The organism is Paraburkholderia atlantica (genome assembly GCF_000092885.1).
Taxonomy (GTDB): Bacteria; Pseudomonadota; Gammaproteobacteria; order Burkholderiales; family Burkholderiaceae; genus Paraburkholderia; species Paraburkholderia atlantica.
The window spans coordinates 2,119,047-2,144,744 of record NC_014117.1 but is presented as its reverse complement, the minus strand read 5'-3'; the positions used below and the strand labels follow the sequence as shown (position 1 = coordinate 2,144,744).

Below are 25,698 nucleotides of genomic sequence, written 5' to 3'. Positions count from 1 at the left end.
CCTTCGTCGTTTTTGCATCGCGCGTCGTGGCAGGCGGGCAACCCGCGCGCACAAGGCATAATCAACGCTGTTCCGATCCGACAGCCAACGATGCCAGCTTCTTCCGCTTCTCCCGCCCCGTTCGAGTGGCCGCTTTCCCCCGATCCTTTTCTGTCGCTCGAAGAGCTGTACGACACTGACGCACTCGCATGGGTCGACGCGCAGAATGCGCGCACACGTGCGGCGTGGTGCAGCGGCGCGTCGTTCGACACGCTCAGACGCAGGCTCGCCGATGCGTATCTGCCGCGCGAGCGTCCGGTGATTCCGGATCGCTGGAAGGACTGGGCCTACGATCTGTGGCAGGACGAACGCAATCCGCGCGGCATCTGGCGACGCACCGCGTGGGCCGCATGGCGCGCCGGCGCGCCGGTGTGGCAGAACCTGCTCGACTTCGACGCGCTCGGTGCGGCCGAAGGCAAGCCGTGGGTGTGCGTCGATCTCGACATCCTTTATCCTGACGGCGATCGCGCGCTGATCACGATGTCGCCGGGCGGCTCGGACGCGCTCGTCGTGCGCGAGTTCGATCTCGACGTGCGGCGTTTCGTCGATGATGGTTTCGCGATTGCGAAGGCGGGTAAGCACACGGTGTCGTGGATCGATCGCGATACGCTGTACGTCGGCTGGGACAACGGGCGCAAGACGCTGACGCGTTCCGGTTACCCACGCGACGTGCGGCGCTGGACTCGCGGCACCGCGCTCTCCGACGCGCCGGTCGTGTTTCGCGGCGAGTTCGGTGACATCGGCGTCGAGGCGAATTACGATCCGGTCGACCGCAGGCATACGGTGACGAGCAGCGTCGACTTTTTCGATTCGCACACCTATTACCTCGACGGTGCCAGCGATGCCTGGCATCGCTATGAGGTACCGTCGCACGTCGCGGTGGGGGCGTGGCAGGGCTGGCTGCTGCTCGAGCCGCGCCTCGACTGGGAATGCGAGTGGGACGGCAATCGCGCGCGCTATGCTGGCGGCGCGCTGCTCGCGATTCGCGAGGACGCGTTTCTGCGCGGCGAGCGCGACGTGACGCCGCTCTTCACGCCGACGCCGCTGACTTCGGCCTGCGAGTGGTCGCATACGCGCCATCATCTGATCGTGTCGTATCTCGACGACGTGCGCGGCAAGACGCTGATCTGGACGCCGTCGCAACGCGAGGACGGCACCTGGCACTGGCGCGAGCGTGTGTTCGCGTTGCGCGGCGACGCGCAAGTGGACGTATCGCCGGTCGAGTCGACGCTGAACGACGAAGTGTTCGTCGACACCGACGATTATCTGCAACCGCCCGCCTACTGGCTCGCCGATCTCGCGCGCGACGAGCCCGGCGAATGGGAGTTGCTCGACCGTTGGCCGACGCAGTTCGACGCGACGAGCGTTGCCGTGACGCGCGGCCATGCGGTATCGGCCGATGGCACGCGCATTCCGTACACGGTGATTGGACCGAAGGAAGCGCCGTCATCGCCGGGCGATAGACAGCCGACGCGTCCGTGTCTGCTCAGCGGCTACGGCGGCTTCGCGATCCCGCTGCTGCCGAGCTATTTGACGGGGCAGGGCATCGGCTGGCTCGAACGTGGCGGCGTATACGTGGTCGCGCATATTCGCGGCGGCGGCGAGTTCGGCACGCGCTGGCACACGGCGGCGCAAGGCGAACATCGCCAGCGCGCATTCGATGATTTCATCGCGGTCGCCGAGGCTCTGATTGCGAGCGGCGTGACGAGCGCCGCGCAGCTCGGCATTCAGGGCGGCAGCAACGGCGGTCTGCTGGTGGCCGCCTGCATGGTGCAGCGGCCGGAGCTATTCGGCGCAGTCGTGTGCGAGGTGCCGTTGCTCGATATGAGCCGCTATCACCTGCTGCACGCGGGCGCGTCGTGGATCGACGAGTACGGCGACCCGGATGAACCCGATGAAGCGCGCGCGCTCGCCGCGTATTCGCCGTATCACAACCTCGCGGCGGGCGTCGCGTATCCGCCGGTGCTATTCATGACGTCGACCGCCGACGATCGCGTGCATCCCGGCCACGCGCGCAAGATGGCCGCGCGCATGCAGGCGCTGGGCGCGCAGAACGTGTGGTACCGGGAGAATACGGAAGGCGGACACGGCGGCTCCGATGAGCTGGAGCAGGCCGAGCATGATGCGATGGTGTTCGAGTTCTTGTGGGGTGTGCTGGGCGGCGCTTGAAGCACCAGGGAAGCGAGGCCGCACTGCCTCGCTTCGTGGCTGGGTTGCGGATCAACCGAGCTGCGCGAACACCGGCGCGTGATCCGACGGCTGATCCCACTTGCGCGGTACTTTGTCGATGTCGCACGCTTTGCAGATGTCGGACAGCGCCTTCGACAGCAGGATGTGATCGATGCGCAGCCCCGCGTTGCGACGGAACGCCATCATCCGGTAGTCCCACCACGAATAGATTTTTTCCTGCTGCTCGAACTGGCGGAACGCGTCGAGCAGACCGAGGCCGATCAGCCGCACGAACGCGGCGCGTTCCTCGGGCGACACCAGATTCTGGCCTTCCCATGCCTTCGGGTCGTGCACGTCACGATCTTCGGGCGCGATGTTGTAGTCGCCGAGTAGCGCGAGCTTCGGATGCAGCGTCATCTCGGTTGCGAGCCAGTCGTGCAGCGCGTCGAGCCAGCGCAGCTTGTACGCGAACTTGTCGGTGCCGGGCGCCTGGCCGTTGGGAAAATACGCGGAGATGATGCGCACGCCGTCGACGGTTGCCGCGATGACGCGCTGCTGCGGATCCTCAAAACCGGGGATGTTGCGCACGATGCTGCTTTCGTCGACGTTCACACCTTCGCGCACCAGAATGCCGACACCGTTATAAGTTTTCTGACCCGCGTACCAGCTTCGATAGCCGACCGCCTCGAGTTCGGCGCGCGGAAACTTTTCGTCGGGGAGCTTCAGTTCCTGCAGGCACAGCACGTCGGTGCCGCTGCTCGCGAGCCAGTCGATCACGTGCTGCTGGCGGACTTTGAGGGAGTTGACGTTCCAGGTGGCGATTTTCACGAAAATATCCGTTGCGTGCGTGATGAGAGCAAGGCCGATTATAGCGGGGGCCTCGCCGGTCAAAGTCGGCGACATTCGAATTGCTGTGTGCCTTGCGCCGTGCATGGAATGCGAGGCTGGGTCGCTTGTCTTGCGATTCACGGCGCATGTTCATGCGTGTTTATCGAGGCTCGAATTTCATGGCGACGAGGTCGTTCGAGAAATGTTCCGCGCATAGGTTTGACGTTTTGCTAGTAACCTTATATAATCTTTTTTCTCTGACGCGGGGTGGAGCAGTCTGGCAGCTCGTCGGGCTCATAACCCGAAGGTCGTAGGTTCAAATCCTACCCCCGCAACCAAAGCATTGTTGAAAGCCCGCATCGCGCAAGCCATGCGGGCTTTTTGACTTTCAGCGCCTCGTTTTGCCTGTGGTAGCTCGCTGCATATGCTGCGAGCGCGTGAACTGACGCAACACGATTGGTGCGCGATCGAAGCCTCGAACCCATCGTCATTCCCCAATCGACCACTCCACCGCCGCCTGCGCATGCAACGCAGTAGTGTCGAATACAGGCAGCACCGAATCTTCCGGCTTGATCAGCAGCGTGATCTCCGTGCACCCGAGTATCACCGCCTGCGCGCCACGCGCGGCCAGATGTTCGATCACGCGTTGATAGACCTTGCGCGACGCGTCGTCCACGTTACCGTGGCATAGCTCGTCGTAAATGATGCGGTGCACGTCCGTGCGTTCGTCGTCATCAGGCACGAGCGTGTCGAGTCCATAGCGCTCGCGCAGCCGGCCCGTATAGAACGTCTGTTCCATCGTGTAGCGCGTGCCGAGCAGGCCCACGCGCTCGACGCCAGCCGCGCGCAACGCCGCGCCGGTCGGATCGGCGATGTGCAGGAACGGCACCGTGATTGCCTGCTCGATCGATTCGTACACGCGATGCATCGTGTTCGTCGCAAGAATCACGAGATCGGCGCCGCCGCGTTCGAGCTGGCGCGCGGCATCGGCCATCTGTTCGCCGAGCGCTTGCCAGTCGCCGGCGCGCTGGTTCGCCTCGATCGACGCGAAATCGACGGTCAGCAGCAGACTGCGCGCGTTATGATGACCGCCGAGCCGCGTCTTCGCGTGGCGGTTCAGCAGCCGGTAATACTCGGAGGACGACTCCCAGCTCATTCCGCCGATCACACCGATCGTTTTCATCTGTACGCTCCGTCAATGCATGGCCGAAACGGCGAGTATAGGCGCGTCGCATCGCGCGCAGCCGGTACGGATTGCGGCGCGTGCGCCGGTACGCATCGGTGCCCGCATTATTCTGGCGTCGATAGAATCGTAGCCAGTCCGAACGCGATCAACCGGAGCGAACATGGATCTGATCATCCGCCGCGCGACGCTGCCGCGCAGTGCCGCCCAGCTGTCCCCGCATCACCCGTCCCCAGTCGACATCGGCATCGACGCGGGGCGCATCGTCGCGGTCGAGCCGAACCTGGCCGCGAGCGCGCGCGACGAAATCGACGCGGCCGGTTCGCTCGTCACGCCGCCGTTCGTCGATCCGCATTTCCATATGGACGCGACGCTGTCGTACGGTTTGCCGCGCGTGAACGCCTCGGGCACGCTGCTCGAAGGCATCGCGCTATGGGGCGAGTTGAAGCCCGAGCTCACGCAGCAAGCGTTGATCGAACGCGCGATGCAGTATTGCGACTGGGCCGTCGCGCGCGGCCTGCTCGCGATCCGCAGCCACGTCGACGTATGCGATCCGCGTCTGCTCGCCGTCGAAGCATTGCTCGAAGTGAAGCGCCGCGTCGCGCCGTATCTCGATCTGCAGCTGGTCGCTTTCCCGCAGGACGGTCTGCTGCGCAGCGCTGGTGCGTTCGACAACCTCAAGCGCGCGATCGGCATGGGTGTCGACGTGGTCGGCGGCATTCCGCATTTCGAGCGCACGATGGCCGACGGCGCGCAGTCGGTGCGCATGCTGTGCGAGTACGCGGCCGGGCAGGGCTTGCGCGTCGACATGCACTGCGACGAATCGGATGATCCGCTGTCACGCCACATCGAAACGCTCGCGGCCGAAACCCATCGGCTCGGCTTGCACGGACGCGTCACCGGTTCGCACCTGACGTCGATGCATTCGATGGACAACTACTACGTGAGCAAGCTGTTGCCGCTGATGCGCGAGTCGGGCGTCGCGGCGATCGCAAATCCGCTAATCAACATCACGCTGCAAGGCCGCAGCGACACCTACCCGAAACGGCGCGGCATGACGCGGGTGCCGGAGATGCTGGCGGCGGGCATCACGGTCGCATTCGGCCACGACTGCGTGGTGGACCCGTGGTACAGCCTCGGCTCGGCCGACATGCTCGAAGTCGCGCAGATGGGCCTGCATGTTGCGCAGATGACCAGCGTCGACGGCATGCGCGCCTGTTTCGACGCGGTGACCGTGAACGCGGCGCGCATTCTCGGTCTGGAAGACTACGGCATCGCGCCCGGTTGCGCGGCCAATCTCGTCGTGCTCGACGCGCGCGACGAGATCGAGGCGATCCGTCTGCGCGCCGCGCGGCTCGCGGTGGTGAGCCGGGGCAGGGTGGTGAGCCGTGCGCCGGCCGCGCGCGCGTCGTTATCGCTCGAAGGGCGCCCTGAGCAGGTCGATTTCAAGCTGCATCGCGCGTAGCGCGGTATCTCGCGGATGAATGAAAAAACCGGCGGCCTGCTCGCGCAGACCGCCGGTTTTTTGTCGGCATCGCTCGTTCGGCGCCATCCCATCCACGCCGAACGAACGATCATCGCGACGCTTGAATCGCTCAGTGTGCGGCACCCGGCGCCATGCCGTTATGCCGCAGCAGCGCATCGATATTCGGTTCGCGGCCGCGGAACGCCTTGAACGATTCCATCGCCGGCCGGCTGCCGCCCACTTCCAGAATCTCGCGACGATAGCGCATGCCGGTCGACTGATCGAGCACGCTGCCCGCGGCTTGCGCAGCTTCCTCGAACGCCGCGTACGCATCCGCCGACAGCACTTCCGCCCACTTGTAGCTGTAGTAGCCGGCCGCGTAACCGCCCGCGAAAATATGGCTGAACGTATTCGGCCAGCGCGAGAACGGCGCTTGCGGCACGACGTGGAAGCGTTCGTTGATTTCGCGCGCGAGGTCGTTGGCGCTCTTCGCGCCATTCGCATCGAAGCCCGTATGCAGTTGCATGTCGAACATCGAGAACACGATCTGCCGCAGCGTGCCGAGACCGCTCTGAAAGTTCTTCGCGGCGAGCATCTTGTCGAACAGATCACGCGGCAGCGGCTTCCCGGTATCGACGTGCGAGGTCATGTCGGACAGCACGTCCCATTCCCAGCAGAAGTTCTCCATGAACTGCGACGGCAGTTCGACCGCATCCCATTCGACGCCGTTGATGCCCGACACGCCGAGCTCATCGACGCGCGTCAGCATGTGATGCAAGCCGTGGCCGAACTCGTGAAACAGCGTGATCACCTCGTCGTGCGTGAAGCAGGCGGGCTTGCCGCCGACCGGCGCCGAGAAATTGCAGGTCAGGTATGCGACCGGCGTTTGCACCGCGCCGTGCGCGAGCTTGTGACGGCCGCGCGCGTCGTCCATCCAGGCGCCGCCGCGCTTGCCTTCGCGTGCATACAGGTCGAGATAGAACTGCGCGACGAGGCCGCCGTCCTGATTCTCGACGCGGAAAAAGCGTACGTCCGGATGCCAGACGGCCGCTTCGTCGCGGCGGATGCGCACGCCGAACAGCGTCTCGGTGACTTTGAACAGACCCTTGAACACCGCGTCTTCCGGGAAGTACTGCTTCACTTCGTTTTCCGAGAACGCATAGCGCTTCTGACGCAGACGCTCGGCGGCGAACGTCATGTCCCACGGCTGCAGATCGGTCATGCCGAGTTCGCTCGCGGCGAATTCGCGCAGCTCTTTCCAGTCCTGCTCAGCATGCGGACGCGCGCGCGTCGCGAGGTCTTCGAGGAAGGTCATCACCTGAGCCGGCGATTCGGCCATCTTCGGCGCGAGCGACACTTCGGCGAAGTTGCCGTAGCCGAGCATCTGCGCTTCTTCGGCGCGCAGCTTCAGTTCGTCGGCGAGCACCTGGGTGTTGTCCCACTCGGTCTTGCCGTTGCCGTATTGCGCGCCGAGCTCGGACGCGCGCGTCACGTACGCGCGATACATCGCTTCACGCATCGGACGGTTTTCCGAGTACTGCATGACTGGGAAATACGACGGGAAGTGCAGCGTGAACTTGTAGCCGGTCTTGCCGTCGCGCTCGGCGGCTTCCTTCGCGGCCTCGATCACGTCTTCGGGCAGCCCCGCCAGTTGCGCCTCGTTGCCCGCATCGACGAGGTACGCATACGCGTTGGTCGCATCGAGCACGTGATCCGAAAACGCCTTCGACAGCGCCGCCTGGCGCTCCTGCAATTCGGCGAAACGCGGCTTCTGGTCTTCCGGCAGCTCGGCGCCGGACAGACGGAAGTCACGCAGCGCGTTGCTGAGGATCTTCTTGCGCTCGCCGTTCAGCGACGCGAACTCGTCGCTGGCGTTCAGTGCCTTGTACTTCTCGTAGAGCGCGAGATTCTGGCCGACGCTCGACCAGAACTCGGTCACGCGCGGCAGGTTCTCGCCGTATACGGCGCGCAGCTCGGGCGTATCGGCGACGGCGTTCAGATGGCCGATCACGCTCCACGCGCGCGACAGCGGCTCGGTGGCGCGCTCGACCGGTTCGACGACGTCGGGCCACGACGCGGGCGTGACCGGCAGCGCGGCCCGCTCGACCGCGGCCGCCGCGTCGGCGAGCAGCACGTCGAGGGCGGGCGTCACGTGCTCGGGTCGGATGGAGCCAAAGCGCGGCAGATCGGAAAAATCGAGGAGCGGATTGTCTTGAGGCGTGGCGGTAGTGGACATAGGGCTTCCTGTCTGACGCGGGTGAAAGGGGTGGTGGTGCGGCGGCGTTCGCGCGAGCCGTCTCATGGCGTGTCGCTCGACGATCGGCGCACGGCGCGTGGCGGCACCGGCTGAGGACAGTATTGGGGCGGGGCGCGCCGATTCCAATCCATCGGCTGACAAATTAACAGATGTTGCGGTGCGCTGGCGCGCGATGGGGCGGGGCGTGGTCCGGCGGGCGCGGTGACGAGGGGGGGCTACGAGAGAGGAGGACGGGCGATGACCCGGTGGACGAGACGGATGAGTTGCCTTACTCCGTCTCGCACTGACCGCCCGGTGCTTAGGCCTTGGCCGCGTTCGCCTCGCGCTCGGCCGCTTCGATCGTGTTGACCAGCAGCATCGTGATCGTCATCGGGCCCACGCCGCCCGGCACCGGCGTGATATGGCCGGCCACTTCCTTGACGCCCGCGAAGTCGACGTCGCCGCACAGCTTGCCGGCGTCGTCGCGATTCATGCCGACGTCGATCACGGTCGCGCCCGGCTTCACCATGTCCGCGGTCAGAATGTTGCGAAGCCCGGTCGCGGCGACCACGACATCGGCGTTGCGCGTGTGCGCGGCCAGATCGCGCGTCTTGCTGTGGCAGATCGTGACGGTCGCGCCCGCTTCGAGCAGCAGCAGCGCCATCGGCTTGCCGACGATATTCGAGCGGCCGATCACCACCGCGTTGACACCCTTCAGCTCGATGCCGTAGGCCTCGAACATCTTCATCACGCCGTACGGCGTGCACGGACGGAACAGCGGCTGGCCGGTCAGCAACGCGCCCGCATTGGCGACGTGGAAGCCGTCGACGTCCTTCTCGGGCGCGATCGCCTCGATCACCTTGTGGCTGTCGATGTGCTTCGGCAGCGGCAGCTGCACGAGGATGCCGTGGATGGCCGGATCGCGGTTCAGCTCGTCGATGCGCGCGAGCAGGTCGGCTTCGGGCAGGTCGGCCGGATAGCGGTCGAACGACGAGCCGAGGCCGTTGTCGTGGCAGGCTTTCACCTTGTTGCGCACATACACTTCGCTGGCCGGATTGTCGCCGACCAGAATCACGGCGAGGCCCGGCTGATGGCCGCGGGCGGTCAGGGCGGCGGCGCGCGCCGCGACGTCGGCGCGCAGGGTCTTGGAGAGGGCGAGGCCGTCGATCAGTTTGGCAGTCATGGTCGGTCGAACGTTGAGTCGAGGTTGGGATCGGGAATGGATTCGGGGCAGGCGGTTTGGCTGGCGGGCGAAGCGCTCGCGCGGAGGGGGCGCGCGACGGTGTGCTTCGGCTGCTTGACGAAGCCAGGTCGCCTGTCACAGAGCGTTGGGGATTCGCGCAAGGCGCCGCTGCAAAGTCCGACATTATACCGGCGCGGGGCGCGCGCTTCCGCAGTGGATTCGCGGCGCGCTTGGGAGCGTACGGGAGGTGGGGCGGGACGTGCGACGGCAAGAAAGCGCTACTCGGGCGGCGGGGCAGGCCGCTCGCACGCCACGCGCACGCAGGACTCAGCGACGCTCACGCCGTCGCGAACCGGCGACGCAACCGCCACCCGCGGCGGGCACATAGAAACGGCCCTCCGAGCGGAGGGCCGCCCGTACCGCCGTTACTGCGCCGTTTGCGGTTTGTTCGACAGCGCGAGTCGCAGCAGATCGGCGACCGTGTTGACGTTCAGCTTTTCCATGATGTTCGCGCGATGCGCTTCCACCGTCTTGATGCTGATGCCCAGGTCGTCGGCGATCTGCTTGTTCAGGCGGCCCGCGATGATCCGCTCGAGCACCTGATGCTCACGCGCGGTCAGCTTGCCGAGGCGCTCGGCCGCGGCACGCTGCTGCTGGACGCTGGTGCTTTCGCTGCGCGCCTTGTCCAGCATGCGCTCGACGAGCTTGCGCAACTCGGCTTCGTCGAACGGCTTTTCGATGAAGTCCATCGCGCCTTTTTTCATCGTCGACACGGCCATCGGCACGTCGCCGTGGCCCGTCACGAAGATGATCGGCAGCGAAGCGTTGTCGGCGATCAGGCGTTCCTGCAGCTCGAGTCCGCTCATGCCGGACATCCGCACGTCGAGGATCAGGCACGCGATCTGGCCCGGATGCTGATGCGGCTGCCATGCGTCGAGGAACTGTTCGGCGCTCAGGAAGCATTGAACGCGGTAGCCGTTCGCCTCCAGCAGCCAGCGCAGCGAATCTCGCACGGCCTCGTCGTCGTCGACGACAAAGACGGTTTCCTGGGTGGTGACTGGGCTGTTCATAGCTCTCCCGTAACGGTTTGTGGTGTCGGCGCCTCGGACCCGCCGTTGCTCGGGCCGTCAGGCTCCCCAATAGGCAGACTGCAATGGAACGTGGCGCCCGTGATGTGGCCGTCGGATTCGACGTTGTTGACCACCCACAGACGTCCGCGATGCGATTCGATAATCGAACGGCAAATGTTCAGCCCCATGCCCATACCGTCGGACTTGGTGCTGTAAAACGGTTCGAACAGACGCTCGGCGGTCGTTTCGTCGACGCCCGGCCCCTGATCGACGACGCTGATGCAAACGAAGCCGCTATCCAGCCGCACGACCACGCGAATGACCGGGTCGACCGCGTTCGGGCGCGCTTCGGCCATCGCCTCGACGCCGTTCTTCAGCAGGTTCACCAGCACCTGTTCGATCAGCACCGGATCGACGTAGATCACCGGCAGCCGCGAGCGCAGATCGGTCACGATGCGAATCCGCCGCTTCCTTGCCTCGATTTCGGCGAGACCCACCGCGTCGGCGACGATATCCGCGACCCGCGTGGCCTGACGCTTCGGCTCGCTGCGCTTCACGAATTCGCGGATGCGCTTGATGATCATGCCGGCGCGCACCGCCTGCTGCGCGGTCTTTTCGAGCACCGGCAGCAGATTGTCAGGCGTCGTCCGACCGGATTTAACCAGTGCGACGGTTCCGGAGCAATAGTTATTGATCGCGGCGAGCGGCTGATTCAGCTCGTGCGCGAGCGACGAGGCCATTTCGCCCATCGTCATCAGGCGGCTCGTGAACTGCAGCTTCTCGTCCTGCTGGCGCGCCAGCTCCTGCGCGCGCTTGCGGGTCGTGATGTCGGTCGCGATCTGCATCTGCGCGAGATGGCCATCGACCCACTGGATGTACTGGCGCCGCACCTCGAACCACTTCTGGATGCCGGGGATGTAGATTTCCTGCGCGTCGGCCGTGCTTTCGGTCAGCGCGGCGGCGGGCAGGCCGACGAAGGTGTCGACCATGTCGATCGAATCGGAAGACGCCTGCGAGCTGTCGAAGCCGCCGCCCGCGAGTTCGAGGTGGCCGTCCGGGCGGATGCCGAACAGATGCCGGTAGTAGCGGTTCGCGAACAGCAGCTCGGCTTCGTCGGCGGCGAGCACCGACACCGCCGCATCGAGGCTTTCGAGCACGGTCGTGAAGCGTTCGTGGGCGGCGGCGAGCTCTTCGCGCGCGCGCTTCGGCTCGGTGATGTCGGTCATCGACGACATCCAGCCGGTCTGGCGGCCCGAGCTGTCGATCAGCGGCGACACGTACAGCCGTGCGTGGAACGTCGAGCCGTCCTTGCGGCGCACGCGCAACTCGAAGCCGGACGAGGGCGCCTTGCCGCGCAGCGTCATGTCGAGCTGGCGCTGCATCTCGGGGTAAGCGTCGCGCGGCCAGTAGGCGAACGGCGCGCTCTTGCCGACTAGGTCGCTTTCGTCCCAGCCGGTCATGCGGCAGAACGCCGGGTTCACGTGCGTGATGCGGCCGTGCATGTCGAGCACGCGCATGCCGATCAGCACCGAGTTTTCCATCGCGCGGCGGAAAAACGCTTCCGCGTACAGCGCCTGCTGCGCCTCGAAGCGCTGCCGCGTGTGCTTCCACAGACTCCACAGGCTCCACAGCACGAAACAGGAGAGGCCCGCCACCAGCCACACCAGCGTGTTGTTCGTGAAGTTGGTGATCTGCGGGAACGCGTAGACGCGCACCGAGACGCCCTGGCCCGGCGGGTCGAGCGGCAGGTCGTAGAACATGTCGCGAGGCAGGCGCGGGCGGGTCGACGTGGTGGTCAACTCGCGGTTGTTCGCGTCGATGATCGAGATTTTGTATTTGGCCGACAGCTCGGGCGGGATGTCGCGCTTCAGAATGCCTTCCACCGAGAACACCGCGGCGATCGTGCCGAGGAAATCGCGATCACGGAAGATCGGCGTTTGCAGCGTGATGAAGCCGTTGCCGAGGTCGTCGTAGATGAGCGGCGAGTACACCTGGCGGCGCGTGTTGCGCGCCTCGGCGAAACCAGCTTTGACCGCTTCGTCCATTTGCGCGTCGTTCGGGCGCGCGAGCCGCTGGCCGAGCACCGGCGGCGCGGCATTGGGCCAGCGCGGCTGCTGCTGTGCGGTGTACCAGTTCATGTAGAGGATCTCGGGATGCCCCTGCATGATGTCAGTGGTGTTCACCTGGAACGAGTGCTCGTCGGCATGGCCGGCGGCGAGGTCGCGCGCGAGCGCCTGGATCTGTTCCTGTGCGCTCGTCATCGACAGCCGGATCTGCTGCTGCGCCCACGCGACGTTGCGGTACAGCGTGTCTTCCTGCTGCTGCTGCTCGCGCCGGTTCAGACTCCAGAGAATCAGGCTCATGACGACCAGGAATACCAGGATCGACAGCAGCGGCGTCAGCAAATAGGAATTGGACCACCAGGGTCCGTGGTGCCAGCGCGAGGACGGCGACGAATCCGCCGGCGAACCCGCGGTGCGCGCCGAGCGAGAGAAAAGCCGTTCGGTCAACATGCGTGGCATTGTAGCTCAGCACGTCCCCGACAAATGACGCAAAAAAGCGCGGAAAGTGCAGTTAATCGGCGCAAACTAGCCGACGGATACGTCTAATGGCAGTCAAACCAGGTTGCGTTGCAGCAATTTTCCGCATTGTGAGAATTGATCTCGTAATTTGAAAATTTGATTGCGTTGACGTCGGGACCCTTATTACAATCAGCCGGTGCTGCCGCGGCCTAATCCTGCGTCCGCGTGGTCTGTTCAAAGTGCGTTCCCCATACCCAGGAGACGAGCATGTCCGCTGTACCCGACGAAGTCATGAAATATGTCGCCGCCGAGAAAGACGACGATCCCCAGGAAACCGGCGAATGGCTGGAAGCGCTGGATGGCGTGATTTCTGCTGTTGGCCCTGACCGTGCCCACTACCTGATCGAAAAGCAGATCGAGTTTGCACGCGTGCACGGCGAACATCTGCCGTTCTCCGCCAACACGCCTTACATCAATACGATTCCGGTCGCGCGCCAGGCCAAGAACCCCGGCGACCAGGACATCGAACACCGCATCCGCTCGTACACCCGCTGGAACGCGATGGCGATGGTGCTGCGCGCCGGTAAGGAAACCAACGTCGGCGGCCACATCGCGTCGTTCGCGTCGGCCGCCACGCTGTACGACGTCGGCTACAACCACTTCTGGCACGCACCGTCGGCCGAGCACGGTGGTGACCTCGTGTTCGTGCAGGGCCATTCGTCGCCGGGCGTCTATTCGCGCGCGTTCCTGCTCGGTCGCCTGACCGACAAGCAGCTCGACAACTTCCGCCAGGAAGTCGGCGGCGAGGGCATCTCGTCGTATCCGCACCCGTGGCTGATGCCGGACTTCTGGCAATTCCCGACCGTGTCGATGGGCCTCGGCCCGATCATGGCGATCTACCAGGCGCGCTTCATGAAGTACCTGCAGGCGCGCGGCATCGCGAAGACCGACGGCCGCAAGGTCTGGGCCTTCCTCGGCGACGGCGAAACGGACGAGCCGGAATCGCTCGGCGCGATCGGCATGGCCGGCCGCGAGCGGCTGGATAACCTCGTGTTCGTGATCAACTGCAACCTGCAGCGTCTCGACGGTCCGGTGCGCGGCAACGGCAAGATCATCCAGGAACTCGAAAGCGAATTCCGCGGCGCCGGCTGGAACGTGATCAAGGTCATCTGGGGCAGCCGCTGGGACGCGCTGTTTGCCCGCGACAAGTCGGGCGCGCTGATGCGCCGCATGATGGAAGTGGTCGACGGCGAATACCAGACGTACAAGTCGGAGTCGGGCGCGTTCGTGCGCGAGCACTTCTTCAACACGCCGGAACTGAAGGCGCTGGTCGCCGACTGGTCCGACGACGACATCTGGAATCTGAACCGCGGCGGCCATGATCCGCACAAGATCTACGCGGCGTTCACGGAAGCGACGAATTCGAAGGGCCAGCCGACCGTCATCCTCGCGAAGACGATCAAGGGCTACGGCATGGGCGAAGCCGGCCAGGCGATGAACATCACCCACCAGCAGAAGAAGATGCAGGTGGAGCAGTTGAAGAAATTCCGCGACCAGTTCCGTCTGCCCATCACGGACGAGCAGATCGTCGACGTGCCGTACCTGACGTTCGAGGAAGGCTCGAAGGAACTCGAATACATGCGCCAGCGGCGCATGGACCTCGGCGGCTATCTGCCGGCGCGTCGTCAGAAGGCCCAGTCGCTGCCGGTGCCGGAACTATCGGCATTCGAGCCGCTGCTGAAGGGCACGGGCGAAGGCCGCGAGATCTCCACGACGATGGCGTTCGTGCGAATCCTGAACATCCTGCTGAAAGACAAGGCGCTCGGCAAGCGCGTCGTGCCGATCGTGCCGGACGAGTCGCGTACGTTCGGTATGGAAGGCCTGTTCCGCCAGATCGGCATCTGGAATCAGGACGGCCAGAAGTACGTGCCGGAAGATTCCGACCAGCTGATGTTCTACCGTGAGTCGGAAACCGGTCAGATCCTGCAGGAAGGCATCAACGAAGCCGGCGGCATGGCCGACTGGATCGCGGCCGCGACGTCGTACTCGACGCACGGCGAGATCATGATCCCGTTCTACATCTTCTACTCGATGTTCGGCTTCCAGCGCATCGGCGACCTCGCATGGGCCGCGGGCGACATGCGCTCGCGCGGCTTCCTGCTGGGCGGCACGGCTGGCCGCACGACGCTGAACGGCGAAGGTCTGCAACACGAAGACGGCCACTCGCTGCTGTGGGCGGCTTCGGTCCCGAACTGCATCAGCTACGACCCGACGTTCGGCTACGAACTCGCGGTCATCGTGCAGGACGGTCTGCGCCGCATGGTCGCCGACCAGGAAGACGTGTATTACTACATCACGGTGATGAACGAGAACTACGAGCACCCGGCGATCCCGCAGGGCCCGGGGCTGGAAAGCGTGGCCGAGGACATCATCAAGGGCATGTACTCGTTCAGCAAGACCGCTGCCGACAAGAAGGCGCCGCATGTGCAGCTGATGGGCGCGGGCACGATCTTCAACGAAGTGATCGCGGCGGCCGACCTGCTGAAGAACGACTGGGGTGTCAACGCCGACCTGTGGAGCGTACCGAGCTTCACCGAGCTCGCGCGCGAAGGTCACGAAGTGCAGCGCTGGAACCTGCTGCACCCGACCGAAGAGAAGAAGCTGTCGCACGTCGAGAAGCTGCTGAAGGATGCGCCGGGTCCGGTCATCGCATCGACCGACTACGTGCGTGCGCTGACCGAGCAGATCCGCGCGTTCGTGCCGCAGAAGTTCGTCGTGCTGGGCACCGACGGCTACGGCCGTTCGGACACGCGCGAGAAGCTGCGTCACTTCTTCGAAGTCGATCGCTACTGGGTCACGGTCGCCGCGCTCAACGCGCTGGCGGACGAAGGCACGATCGAACGCAAGGTGGTCGCCGAGGCGCTCAAGAAGTACAACCTTGATCCCGCCAAACCCAACCCGATGACCGTCTAAGGCATCACCCGTGTGCCACGATGCACGCGCCTGCTCCTCGTCGCGAGGGGCAGGCGGCGTGCGCGGCCCAGGAGACACTAACAATGAGTCAAGCGATCGAAGTCAAGGTGCCGGACATCGGCGATTACAAGGACGTCCCTGTGATCGAGGTGCTGGTAAAGGCGGGTGACACCGTCGAAAAAGAGCAATCGCTCGTTACGCTGGAATCCGACAAGGCGACGATGGACGTGCCGAGCTCGGCTGACGGCGTCGTCAAGGAAGTGAAGGTCAAGGTCGGCGATGCGGTGTCCGAAGGCACGCTGATCGTCGTGCTGGAAGGCGCCAACGCGGCTGCCGCGGCGCCCGCGCCGGCGGCGGCTCCAGCGCCCGCACCGGCACCGGCGGCGGCTCCCGCTGCGGCACCCGCACCCGCACCCGCACCCGCACCCGCACCCGCACCTGCGGCGGCAGGCGGCGGCGTGCAGGAAATCAAGGTGCCGGATATCGGCGACTACAAAGACGTTCCCGTGATCGAGATCGCGGTGAAGGTCGGCGACCGCGTCGAGAAGGAACAGTCGCTCGTCACGCTCGAATCCGACAAGGCGACGATGGACGTGCCCAGCTCGGCCGCCGGCGTCGTCAAGGAAGTGAAGGTCAAGGTTGGCGATAACGTGTCGGAAGGCTCGGTCATCGTCGTGATCGAAGCGGAAGGCGGCGCTGCCGCGGCACCCGCGCCGGCACCGGCCGTGAAGGCGCCAACTGAAAAGCCGTCCGACGCACCGGCCACGCCGAGCCCGGCACCGGCCGCGCCGTCCGCGCTCGCGCAGGCGCCGCTGATCCCGGCGGGCGAAGGCGGCACGCGTCATCCGAGCCACGCTTCGCCGTCGGTGCGCAAGTTCGCGCGCGAACTCGGCGTCGACGTGAGCCAGGTGAAGGGCACGGGTCCGAAGGGCCGCATTACGCAGGCCGACGTGACCGCGTTCGTGAAGGGCGTGATGACCGGCCAGCGCGCGGCGCCGGCAGGAGCCGCCGCGCCGGCCGCCGGCGGTGGCGAACTGAATCTGCTGCCGTGGCCGAAGGTCGACTTCACGAAGTTCGGTCCGATCGATCCGAAGCCGCTGTCGCGCATCAAGAAGATCTCGGGCGCGAACCTGCATCGCAACTGGGTCATGATCCCGCACGTCACAAACAACGACGAAGCGGACATCACCGAGCTCGAAGCGCTGCGCGTGAAGCTGAACAAGGAACACGAAAAGGCGGGCGTCAAGTTCACGATGCTCGCGTTCGTGATCAAGGCCTGCGTGGCGGCCCTGAAGAAATTTCCGACCTTCAACGCGAGCCTCGACGGCGACAACCTGGTGTTCAAGCAGTACTACCACATCGGTTTTGCCGCGGACACGCCGAACGGCCTCGTCGTTCCGGTGATTCGCGACGCGGACAAGAAGGGTCTCGTCGACATCGCGAAGGAAATGGCCGACCTGTCGAAGGCCGCGCGCGAAGGCAAGCTGAAGCCGGACCAGATGCAGGGTGGCTGCTTCTCGATCTCGTCGCTGGGCGGTATCGGCGGCACGCACTTCACGCCGATCATCAATGCGCCTGAAGTCGCGATTCTCGGCCTGTCGCGCAGCGCGATGAAGCCGGTGTGGGACGGCAAGCAGTTCGAGCCGCGCCTGACCATGCCGCTGTCGCTGTCGTACGACCATCGCGTGATCGACGGAGCGGAAGCCGCGCGCTTCAACGCATACCTCGGTTCGATTCTTGCCGATTTCCGGCGTGTGATTCTTTGACCGGCTGGTGAGGTCCGCCGGCGCGGGCGCGGAGGGTTCCGACCGATCCGCGTCGCGCCGTCCGCGCGTTCGCGTGCGCCGTGCGCGCCGAATGCGCCGCTCATCATCGATCAATAAGAGAAGGGGACACCATGAGTCTCGTCGAAGTAAAAGTGCCGGACATCGGTGACTTCAAGGACGTCGACGTCATCGAAGTCAACATCAAGCCGGGTGACGTCATCGAGCAGGAGCAGTCGCTGCTGACGCTCGAATCCGACAAGGCGTCGATGGAAGTGCCGAGCGATACCGCCGGCACCGTCAAGGAAGTGCGCATCAAGCCGGGCGACAAGGTTTCGCAGGGCACGGTGATCGCGCTCGTCGAGGCCGCGGCGGGCGGCGCGGCCGCGGCCGCGCCGGCAGCGAAGGAACCGGAAAAGGCGGCGCCGGCGCCTGCCGCGCCGAAGGCCGCCGCACCGGCGCCGCAGGCCGGCAGCTATTCGGGCAGCGCCGACATCGAGTGCGACATGCTCGTGCTCGGTTCGGGCCCCGGCGGTTATTCGGCCGCATTCCGCTCCGCCGACCTCGGCATGAAGACCGTGCTGGTCGAGCGTTATCCGACGCTCGGCGGCGTATGTCTGAACGTTGGTTGTATCCCGTCGAAGGCGCTGCTGCACACCGCGCTCGTCATCGACGAAGCAGCCGATCTCGCGTCGCACGGCATCACGTTCGGCAAGCCGCAGATCGACCTCGACAAGCTGCGCGATTTCAAATCGGGCGTGGTCAAGAAGCTGACTGGCGGTCTCGCCGGCATGGCCAAGATGCGCAAGGTCGAAGTGGTGACCGGCACCGGCGCGTTCGTCGATCCGAATCACATGGAAGTGCAGACCGAGGGCGGCAAGAAGGTCGTCAAGTTCAAGCAGGCGATCATCGCCGCGGGCTCGGAAGCGGTGAAGCTGCCGTTCATTCCGGAAGATCCGCGGGTCGTCGATTCGACCGGCGCGCTCGAACTGCGCCAGATTCCGCAGCGCATGCTGGTGATCGGCGGCGGCATCATCGGTCTCGAAATGGCCACCGTGTACTCGACGCTCGGCTCGCAGATCGACGTCGTCGAAATGCTCGAAGGCCTGATGACCGGCGCGGACCGCGATCTGGTCAAGGTCTGGGAGAAGTACAACAGCAAGCGTTTCGCCAACGTGATGCTGAAGACCAAGACCACCGCGGCCGAAGCGAAGGACGACGGTATTTACGTGTCGTTCGAGGGCGAGAAGGCGCCGGCCGAGCCGCAACGCTATGACCTCGTGCTGGTGGCCGTGGGCCGTTCGCCGAACGGCAAGCGCATCGGCGCGGAAAAGGCCGGTGTCGCGGTGACGGATCGCGGCTACATCGAAGTCGACAATCAGCAGCGCACGAACGTGCCGCACATCTTCGCGATCGGCGATATCGTCGGTCAGCCGATGCTCGCGCACAAGGCCGTGCACGAAGGCCACGTCGCGGCGGAAGCCGCGCATGGCGAGAAGGCGTACTTCGACGCGATGCAGATTCCGTCGGTGGCTTACACCGATCCGGAGGTGGCATGGGCCGGCAAGACGGAAGACCAGCTGAAAGCCGAAGGCATCAAGTTCGGCAAGGCGGTGTTTCCGTGGGCCGCGTCGGGCCGCGCGATCGCCAACGGCCGCGACGAAGGCTTCACGAAGCTGCTGTTCGATGAGGAGACGCATCGCGTGATCGGCGGCGGTATCGTCGGTCTGAACGCGGGCGACCTGATCAGCGAAGTCTGTCTCGCGATCGAGATGGGCGCGGACGCCACGGATATCGGCAAGACGATCCATCCGCATCCGACCCTCGGCGAATCGATCGGCATGGCGGCCGAGTTGTATGAAGGCGTCTGTACCGATCTGCCGCCCGTCAAGAAAAAGTAAGACGGTGCGAGGGGCCTGCATGGCGACATGCGGGCCTGCCGAAGTGGGTCAAGCCGTACCACAAAGAAAAACGGCGCGCTCCATGTCGGAGCGCGCCGTTTCTGTTTTCGTGACGGCCGCCAGGCGGGCAAAAAAATCCCGGCTTGGCGGCCGGGCAAACGATACGTCATTGCAACGTATCGGAGCGTTCGGCCCATCAAACCGTATAAGCGGCAACGGCACGACGCTGTTGCTTGCGAGAACGCCGGCGCAGCGCGTAGGCTGGGCCGGCGTGAAAGACGACGACGCCGGGCGGAAAGCCTGGCGTGTTCATGCGTGAAGCTTAGACTGCCTTCTTGGCGGCAGCGCGCGATGCTTGCGCGGCGGCTTGCGAAGCTGCCTTCGAAGCGGCCGTTGCCGCTGCATTGAAGTTGCTTTCGGCGATTTCGACGGCCTGGCGGGTTGCCTTGTGGACCGTTTCGTACGTGGTGTTGGCGGCGGTAATAGCCGACTTCATCACGGCGACAGCGGTTTCCGAACCAGCCGGTGCGTTCTTGGCGACGTTTTCGACGAGCGCCTGAACCTTGCGGTTTTGCTCTTCGAATTGCGCTTCCGCGACGCGGGTGAATTCACCTTGCGTTGCCGAAACGATTTCGTACACGTGGCGGCCATACGACAGCGCCTTTTCAGCCACCGGCTGCGCGAGGCTTGCTTGCAGCGCCAGCAGTTCCTGCGCGTCCTTCACGGACAGCGCGCGTTGGGCATTTTCCTGGCTTTCGGCGAGCGTCGACTTCACAACTTGCAGGTTCAGCTCAACCAGCTTTTCGACGCCTTCAAATGCTTTGGTCGTCAGGCCGAACAGGGTTTCGAAGTTGGCTTTCTGGGCTGCGGCGAATTGCTCAGGGGTCAGCAGAGTCATGGTTTACGCTCCTGGATCGCGGCCGGTCTGTGCGGACCGCATTGGGTGGGTGGCAAGACGCCGATTGATCGTCCGCCTGGACAGCGATGTATTGTGCATCGCAGCAATGGTTCCCATTTTAGGATGGTCGCAAAGAATGTCAAGCATTTTTTGTGCGTCGCACAATGTTAAGAAAACGCCGATAAAACAAGAGCTTATGCAGTAGGCATGTCATTAATATGACGCGGAACGACTGGGCCACTGCACCTCGCTGGTGCCAGATAAACGTCCTCCTTAAGAGGCGGTCGAGAAATTATTTTTCCGCGTCAAGCCTTTCTCCGGGCCCGAGAGGGGTAGCATCGCTGCGATTCGCCCCTGAAAAACCGATCATCATCAATTCGATGTAAACCAGACGATGACAAGGAACGTTAAGGAACGAAGGTAGTCGAACGCGCGTTAGCGACTTCGTCAGACACTTAAAAGTTTGTCGCACGCTCGCAACGCCTTCATGGCGCGGCGCAGTAATCTCCGCCGATGCTGTGACAGTATTTCCCGGATCAAGGTTTTCTCAAAATTGCCGTTATCCTGCAAGGATCTGCTCGGTTGGGCTGGGCGGCAGCAATGGCGAGGCTAGCTGGCGACGATCGTTTTTTTTGATCGAGGTGCGGCACTTATTTGTGTTTTCGCGATCGGAGCTGACAAGCCGGTTTAAGGACCGCGTATAAGTGCTTCAAATTGCTAATTTTTCGTTGCTTTACTACACTTGCGGAAACCTCTCGCCGCTCCCTATCGAACACCCATGAAAACCGACATGTTTTCGTCGCTAAAAGTGCTCCACGGCGCGGCGCGCAGCACCGCTCTGTCGGTGGCCGTCTCGCTGGCCGTCGCAGCGGCGCTCGCTACGCCTGTCAGCACTTTTGCAGCTACGTCTGCTGCACCCGCAAAAACTTCCAAGCACGCAAAAACCGCCAAAAAGCCGGCGCAAGCGGCCGCCACCGAAAAGGTGTCGAGCCGTGCGGCGAAAGCCGGCAAGGCTGAGGCAGCGAAAGCCGGCAAGGGCGAGGCCGTGAAAGCCGCTGCCGCGGATGATGATGCGCCGCGCGCCAGCGTCAAACGCAAGCGCGTGACGTTCGCGGCGAACGGCCGGCACCATTCGGTGATGCGACGCGTGGCGTACGAGCCGCGCCAGCCGAGCGTCGGCCAGGCCTTTGGTTTGCACGAGACGCCGGACGCGCTGATGCTGCGATCGAGCGTCGCCTACGTGATCGACCAGAACAGCGGCGAGACGCTGTTCGACAAGAACTCGCGTGCCGTGGTACCGATCGCATCGATCACCAAGCTGATGACCGCGATGGTGGTGCTCGATTCGAAAGAGCCGATGACCGACCAGATCGAAGTCACCGACGAAGACCGCGACTACGAGAAGAACACCGGTTCGCGTTTGGCGGTGGGCTCGGTGCTGTCGCGTGAAGACATGCTGCACATCGCGCTGATGGCGTCGGAAAACCGCGCGGCGGCGGCGCTGTCGCGGTATTACCCGGGTGGCCGTCCGGCGTTTCTCGCGGCGATGAACGCGAAGGCCAAGCAGCTCGGCATGAACGACACGCACTTCGAGAACCCGACCGGTCTGACGAGCATGAACGTGTCGAGCGCGCGCGATCTCGTGAAGATGGTCAACGCGGCGTATCAGTATCCGCTGATCCGCAAGTTCTCGACCGATCACAGCTACGAGGTGTACACCGGCAAGCGCACGCTCGCGTACAACAGCACGAACGCGCTGGTGCGCAACCCGACGTGGGACATCGGTCTGCAGAAGACCGGCTTCATCAACGAAGCGGGCGAGTGTCTCGTGATGCAGGCGACCATCCACGGCCGGCCGATGATCCTGGTGCTGCTCGATTCGTCGGGCAAGTACTCGCGTTTTGCCGATGCGACGCGTCTGCGTACATGGATCGACAACGGCGGCGACCAGCCGCGTATCACGAGCGCCGATGCTGGCGGTCCGGGTACCTGAAGCGGGAACGATTAGTCAGCCGATCGGATTCGGGCCGGCTGCAGTTATCGTGCAAAGAAAAAGCCTCGCAGATGCGAGGCTTTTTTCGTTTGGCGTCGACGGGGGCGCGAGCGGAAGTACAACTGCGGCCAGGCGACCGCTGTACGTGCGACCTACGAATGCTGGCCGTGCGAACTGTGCGACCCATGAGAGCCGTGCGAATGATCCTGCTGCGCCTGTGGCCGGTAGCCTAGCGACTCAGAAATCATCAACGCGGTCTGGCTCAACTGCCCGAGCCACGAATCCTGCAAACGATCGGCCGGCGCCGACAGCGACAGCCCCGCGACCAGCTTGCCCGTGTCGTCGTAGATGCCGGCGGCGATGCAGCGCACGCCCAACTCCAGTTCCTCGTTGTCGCGCGCGCAGGCCTGCTGGCGCACATGCGACAGCTCGCGCTCGAGTTTCGCGAGGTCGGTGATGCTGTTCTGCGTATGGCCCGACAGACCGGTGCGGGTGGCATAGGCGCGCACGCGGGTGGCTTCGTCGGCGGCGAGGAACAGCTTGCCGACCGAGGTCAGATGGAGCGGCGCGCGCCCGCCGATCGCCCGCACCACCTGCATGCCGGAGCGCTCCGAATACGCGCGTTCGATATAGACGATTTCGTCGCCCTGACGCACCGACAGGTTCACGGTCTGCCCGGTCTGACGGTGCAACTCGCGCATCGGCGTGAGCGCCGCGTCGCGCACGGACAGGCGCGCCTTGACGAGATTGCCGAGTTCGAGCAGGCGCATGCCGAGCCGGTAGGTGCCGGGGTCCGAACGGTCGACCAGCCGGCACATCACCATATCGTTCAGGATGCGGTGCGCGGTGGACGGATGCAGCTCCGTGCGGAGGGCCAGTTCTTTCAGGCTGACCGGGTCGCTATGTGCAGCCAGTGCGTCGAGCAGGCGCATCATGCGTTCGATCACCTGGATCGAGGTTTTGGGATCCGGGTTCGTATCGCTCATATGAGAATCGGTGGACGCGTCAAACAGCGAAAACTGATTGTATCTCGTATTGTGAAAAAAGCGAACGCGCTTCGAGGCGCGCTTCCAATCCAACGCGACGTGCTTCCTATGCCTTCCGGCCGTTGGTATTGCACCGGCAAACAGCGGATAATCAGGGACGTTTCCCGGAAGGAGGGCTCATGCGAGTCGGATTGTTCGTCACGTGCCTGATCGACCTGATGCGTCCCGAAATCGGTTTTTCGGTCATCAAGCTGATTGAAGGCGCCGGTTTCGAGGTCGTGGTGCCACCCGCCCAAACCTGTTGCGGGCAACCCGCGTACAACTCTGGAGATCGCCGGCTCGCGCGCGAACTCGCCGAGAAAACGCTGCGCGAGTTCGAACAGTTCGACTATGTGGTGGTGCCGTCGGGCTCATGCGGCGGCATGATCCGCGCGCACTACGGCGACCTGTTTCGCGACGATCCTGAACTGATGAACCGTTTCGGCCGCCTGCGCGGCAAGGTGTTCGAACTGACGGAGTTCCTCGTAAACGTCGCGAAGGTGCGGTTGCAACCGGGCGAGTTCGCGGGACAGGTGACCTATCACGACTCCTGTTCGGGCCTGCGGGAACTGGGCGTCAAGGCGCAGCCGCGCGAACTGCTCGCGCAGGTCGGCGTCGCGGTCACCGAAATGAACGGCTGCGAGCATTGCTGCGGCTTCGGCGGCACGTTCGCGGTCAAGTACGGCGATATCTCGACCGCGATCGTCGACGAAAAGTGCGCCAACATCGCCGCGAGCGGTGCCGGTACGGTCGTGCTCGGCGACCTCGGCTGCATGTTGAATATCGAAGGGCGGCTGCGCCGCCAAGGCGACTCCACGACGCGCGTGCTGCATATCGCGCAGGTGCTGGCCGGCGACGTGTAATCCCAGCGCGGCGAACACGGTCATTGTTCGCGTCACGTTTCTTTCGTCTGTCACGCATTGCGTCGCGCGCGGATAGGGCGCGCGCGTTTCAATCCGATCTCATCAGGGCCGCCATGCAAGTCCAATCGATGCAGTTCAAGGCTCGCGCCGGTCAGAAACTTGCCGACCAGCGCCTGCAGCAGAACCTGACCAAGCTGTCCACGAAGTTCGTATCGGCGCGCGCGAGCGCAATCACCGCGATCGACTTTCCCGCGACCCGTGCGGCGCTCAAGGAGCGTCGCAATCGCGCGCTCGAAAATCTCGACGTGTGGCTCGAAACCTTCGAGCGCGAGGCGACCCGGCGCGGCGTGACGGTGCTGTTCGCGGAAACGACGCAGGAGGCTGCGCGGCTCGTTGGCGACATCGCGCGCAAGCACGACGTGAAGAAGGTGATCAAGACCAAGTCGATGGTCACCGAAGAAATGCGCCTGAACGAGGTGCTGGGGCAGATGGGCGTGCAGTCGATCGAAACCGATCTCGGCGAATACATCCTGCAGATCAACGACAACGAGCCGCCGAGCCACATCATCGCGCCGGTGGTTCACAAGGATAAGGACGAGATCGCCGATCTGTTCGCGAAGACCCACGGCCGGCCGCGGCTCACCGAGATTCCCGACATGACACGCGAGGCGCGCGAGATGCTGCGGCCGCATTTTCTGAGCGCGGACATGGGCGTGACGGGCGGCAATTTCGTCATCGCGGAAACGGGGTCGGTGGCGGTCGTGACCAACGAGGGCAACGAAGGCATGTGCACGGTGATGCCGCGCGTGCATGTCGCTGTCACCGGCATCGAGAAGGTGCTGCCGACGCTCGAGGATCTCGCGACCGCGATGCGCCTGCTGCCGCGTTCAGCAACCGGCCAGGCTACCTCGAACTATTTTTCGATGCTGACCGGGCCGCGCGGCGCGGGCGATCAGGACGGGCCGGAGCATATGTACGTGGTGCTCGTCGACGGTGGCCGCACTGGGCTGATCGGCGGCGACTTTCAGGAGATGCTTCGCTGCATCCGCTGCGGCGCGTGTATGAATCATTGCCCGGTGTATCAGAAGGTCGGCGGCCATGCGTATGGGTGGGTGTATCCGGGGCCGATGGGCTCGGTGCTGACGCCGAGCTATGTCGGTATCGACAAGGCGCTCGATTTGCCACAAGCAGCAACCTTGTGCGGCGAATGCAATAGCGTGTGCCCGGTCGGAATCCCGTTGTCCGATCTGTTACGCAAGCTGCGCGAAAAGCAGACGGAGCGACACCTGCGGCCGTGGAAGGAGCGCGCCGGGTTGGCGCTGTGGGGTTGGCTCGCCCTGCATCCGGATGCCTATGCGCTCGTTACGAAACTCGCCGTGCGAGTGCTGGAGCGCATGGGTGGGCACAATCGGTCGATCGCAAAACTGCCGCTCGGCGGCGCGGGGTGGACCGATACGCGCGACATGCCGGCGCCGGTGGGTCGTACGTTCCGCGAGCTGTATGCAGCACAACGCAGCCATATTGGCTGACCGGGCGGCAGTGGGAGCGGTTTGACAGCCGCGCGCTCGCGTAGCCGTCACCGTGGGC

17 protein-coding genes and 1 tRNA gene are annotated in these 25,698 nt (G+C 64.3%); 10 read left to right on the top strand and 8 right to left on the bottom strand.

Annotated features, from left to right (window positions below; genetic code table 11):
• Positions 1 to 90: 90 nt before the first annotated feature.
• Positions 91 to 2,208 (top strand): prolyl oligopeptidase family serine peptidase, encoded by a 2,118-nt coding sequence (locus tag BC1002_RS09535; protein ID WP_013089837.1) that lies wholly within the window; start codon positions 91 to 93, stop codon positions 2,206 to 2,208.
• 51 nt (positions 2,209 to 2,259) lie between these two features.
• Here BC1002_RS09535 and xth read toward each other — a convergent pair whose 3' ends face one another.
• Entirely contained in the window at positions 2,260 to 3,036 is a 777-nt protein-coding gene (gene xth / locus BC1002_RS09530; protein ID WP_041734657.1) for an exodeoxyribonuclease III, read from the bottom strand.
• 261 nt (positions 3,037 to 3,297) lie between these two features.
• Between xth and BC1002_RS09525 the strand changes: the two genes are divergently transcribed.
• A tRNA-Met gene (locus BC1002_RS09525) sits at positions 3,298 to 3,374 on the top strand.
• 149 nt (positions 3,375 to 3,523) lie between these two features.
• Here the strand turns inward: BC1002_RS09525 and BC1002_RS09520 are convergent.
• Positions 3,524 to 4,219, bottom strand: a complete 696-nt coding sequence (locus BC1002_RS09520; protein ID WP_013089835.1) for an aspartate/glutamate racemase family protein — start codon at positions 4,217 to 4,219, stop codon at positions 3,524 to 3,526.
• A 163-nt stretch (positions 4,220 to 4,382) separates the two neighbouring features.
• Between BC1002_RS09520 and BC1002_RS09515 the strand changes: the two genes are divergently transcribed.
• Positions 4,383 to 5,684 (top strand): amidohydrolase family protein, encoded by a 1,302-nt coding sequence (locus BC1002_RS09515; protein WP_013089834.1) that lies wholly within the window; start codon positions 4,383 to 4,385, stop codon positions 5,682 to 5,684.
• A 130-nt stretch (positions 5,685 to 5,814) separates the two neighbouring features.
• Here the strand turns inward: BC1002_RS09515 and BC1002_RS09510 are convergent, their stop codons facing one another.
• The 4 genes from BC1002_RS09510 to fixL form a co-directional block, all read right to left on the bottom strand.
• The gene (locus BC1002_RS09510) at positions 5,815 to 7,920 is read right to left on the bottom strand and encodes a M3 family metallopeptidase (protein ID WP_013089833.1); all 2,106 of its coding nucleotides are present in this window, start codon (positions 7,918 to 7,920) and stop codon (positions 5,815 to 5,817) included.
• Positions 7,921 to 8,239: 319 nt separating this feature from the next.
• Positions 8,240 to 9,103: a bifunctional methylenetetrahydrofolate dehydrogenase/methenyltetrahydrofolate cyclohydrolase FolD gene (gene folD / locus BC1002_RS09505; protein ID WP_013089832.1), complete on the bottom strand. Its 864-nt coding sequence runs from the start codon at positions 9,101 to 9,103 to the stop codon at positions 8,240 to 8,242.
• Positions 9,104 to 9,528: 425 nt separating this feature from the next.
• A complete protein-coding gene (gene fixJ, locus BC1002_RS09500; protein WP_008922736.1) occupies positions 9,529 to 10,173 on the bottom strand; it encodes an oxygen response regulator transcription factor FixJ in 645 nt (214 codons plus the stop codon).
• Positions 10,170 to 12,686, bottom strand: coding sequence for an oxygen sensor histidine kinase FixL (fixL, locus tag BC1002_RS09495; RefSeq protein ID WP_041734379.1), 2,517 nt, complete (start codon positions 12,684 to 12,686; stop codon positions 10,170 to 10,172). The genes fixJ and fixL overlap by 4 nt, the downstream gene beginning before the upstream one ends.
• Positions 12,687 to 12,962: 276 nt before the next feature.
• Between fixL and aceE the strand changes: the two genes are divergently transcribed.
• The 4 genes from aceE (at position 12,963) to BC1002_RS37685 (ending at position 19,651) form a co-directional block, all read left to right on the top strand.
• Positions 12,963 to 15,668: a pyruvate dehydrogenase (acetyl-transferring), homodimeric type gene (aceE, locus tag BC1002_RS09490; protein ID WP_013089830.1), complete on the top strand. Its 2,706-nt coding sequence runs from the start codon at positions 12,963 to 12,965 to the stop codon at positions 15,666 to 15,668.
• Positions 15,669 to 15,751: 83 nt separating this feature from the next.
• Positions 15,752 to 17,434: a dihydrolipoyllysine-residue acetyltransferase gene (gene aceF / locus BC1002_RS09485; RefSeq protein WP_013089829.1), complete on the top strand. Its 1,683-nt coding sequence runs from the start codon at positions 15,752 to 15,754 to the stop codon at positions 17,432 to 17,434.
• Between the two features lie 131 nt (positions 17,435 to 17,565).
• Positions 17,566 to 19,332, top strand: a complete 1,767-nt coding sequence (gene lpdA / locus BC1002_RS09480) for a dihydrolipoyl dehydrogenase (RefSeq protein WP_013089828.1) — start codon at positions 17,566 to 17,568, stop codon at positions 19,330 to 19,332.
• A gap of 82 nt (positions 19,333 to 19,414) precedes the next feature.
• A complete protein-coding gene (locus BC1002_RS37685) occupies positions 19,415 to 19,651 on the top strand; it encodes a hypothetical protein (RefSeq protein ID WP_157874660.1) in 237 nt (78 codons plus the stop codon).
• 3 nt (positions 19,652 to 19,654) lie between these two features.
• Here BC1002_RS37685 and BC1002_RS09475 read toward each other — a convergent pair whose 3' ends face one another.
• The gene (locus BC1002_RS09475; protein WP_013089827.1) at positions 19,655 to 20,230 is read right to left on the bottom strand and encodes a phasin family protein; all 576 of its coding nucleotides are present in this window, start codon (positions 20,228 to 20,230) and stop codon (positions 19,655 to 19,657) included.
• 778 nt (positions 20,231 to 21,008) lie between these two features.
• Between BC1002_RS09475 and pbpG the strand changes: the two genes are divergently transcribed.
• On the top strand, positions 21,009 to 22,223 hold the full coding sequence (gene pbpG, locus BC1002_RS09470; protein WP_013089826.1) for a D-alanyl-D-alanine endopeptidase: 1,215 nt from the start codon (positions 21,009 to 21,011) through the stop codon (positions 22,221 to 22,223).
• A 152-nt stretch (positions 22,224 to 22,375) separates the two neighbouring features.
• Here pbpG and BC1002_RS09465 read toward each other — a convergent pair whose 3' ends face one another.
• The gene (locus tag BC1002_RS09465) at positions 22,376 to 23,209 is read right to left on the bottom strand and encodes an IclR family transcriptional regulator (protein WP_018435412.1); all 834 of its coding nucleotides are present in this window, start codon (positions 23,207 to 23,209) and stop codon (positions 22,376 to 22,378) included.
• A 179-nt stretch (positions 23,210 to 23,388) separates the two neighbouring features.
• On the opposite strand from BC1002_RS09465, the gene BC1002_RS09460 reads away from it, so the two are divergent.
• Together BC1002_RS09460 and BC1002_RS09455 are read left to right on the top strand one after the other, a co-directional pair.
• On the top strand, positions 23,389 to 24,111 hold the full coding sequence (locus BC1002_RS09460; RefSeq protein ID WP_013089824.1) for a (Fe-S)-binding protein: 723 nt from the start codon (positions 23,389 to 23,391) through the stop codon (positions 24,109 to 24,111).
• Positions 24,112 to 24,224: 113 nt separating this feature from the next.
• Complete coding sequence (locus BC1002_RS09455; RefSeq protein ID WP_013089823.1) at positions 24,225 to 25,640, top strand: lactate utilization protein B; 1,416 nt, start codon at positions 24,225 to 24,227, stop codon at positions 25,638 to 25,640.
• Positions 25,641 to 25,698 lie beyond the last annotated feature (58 nt).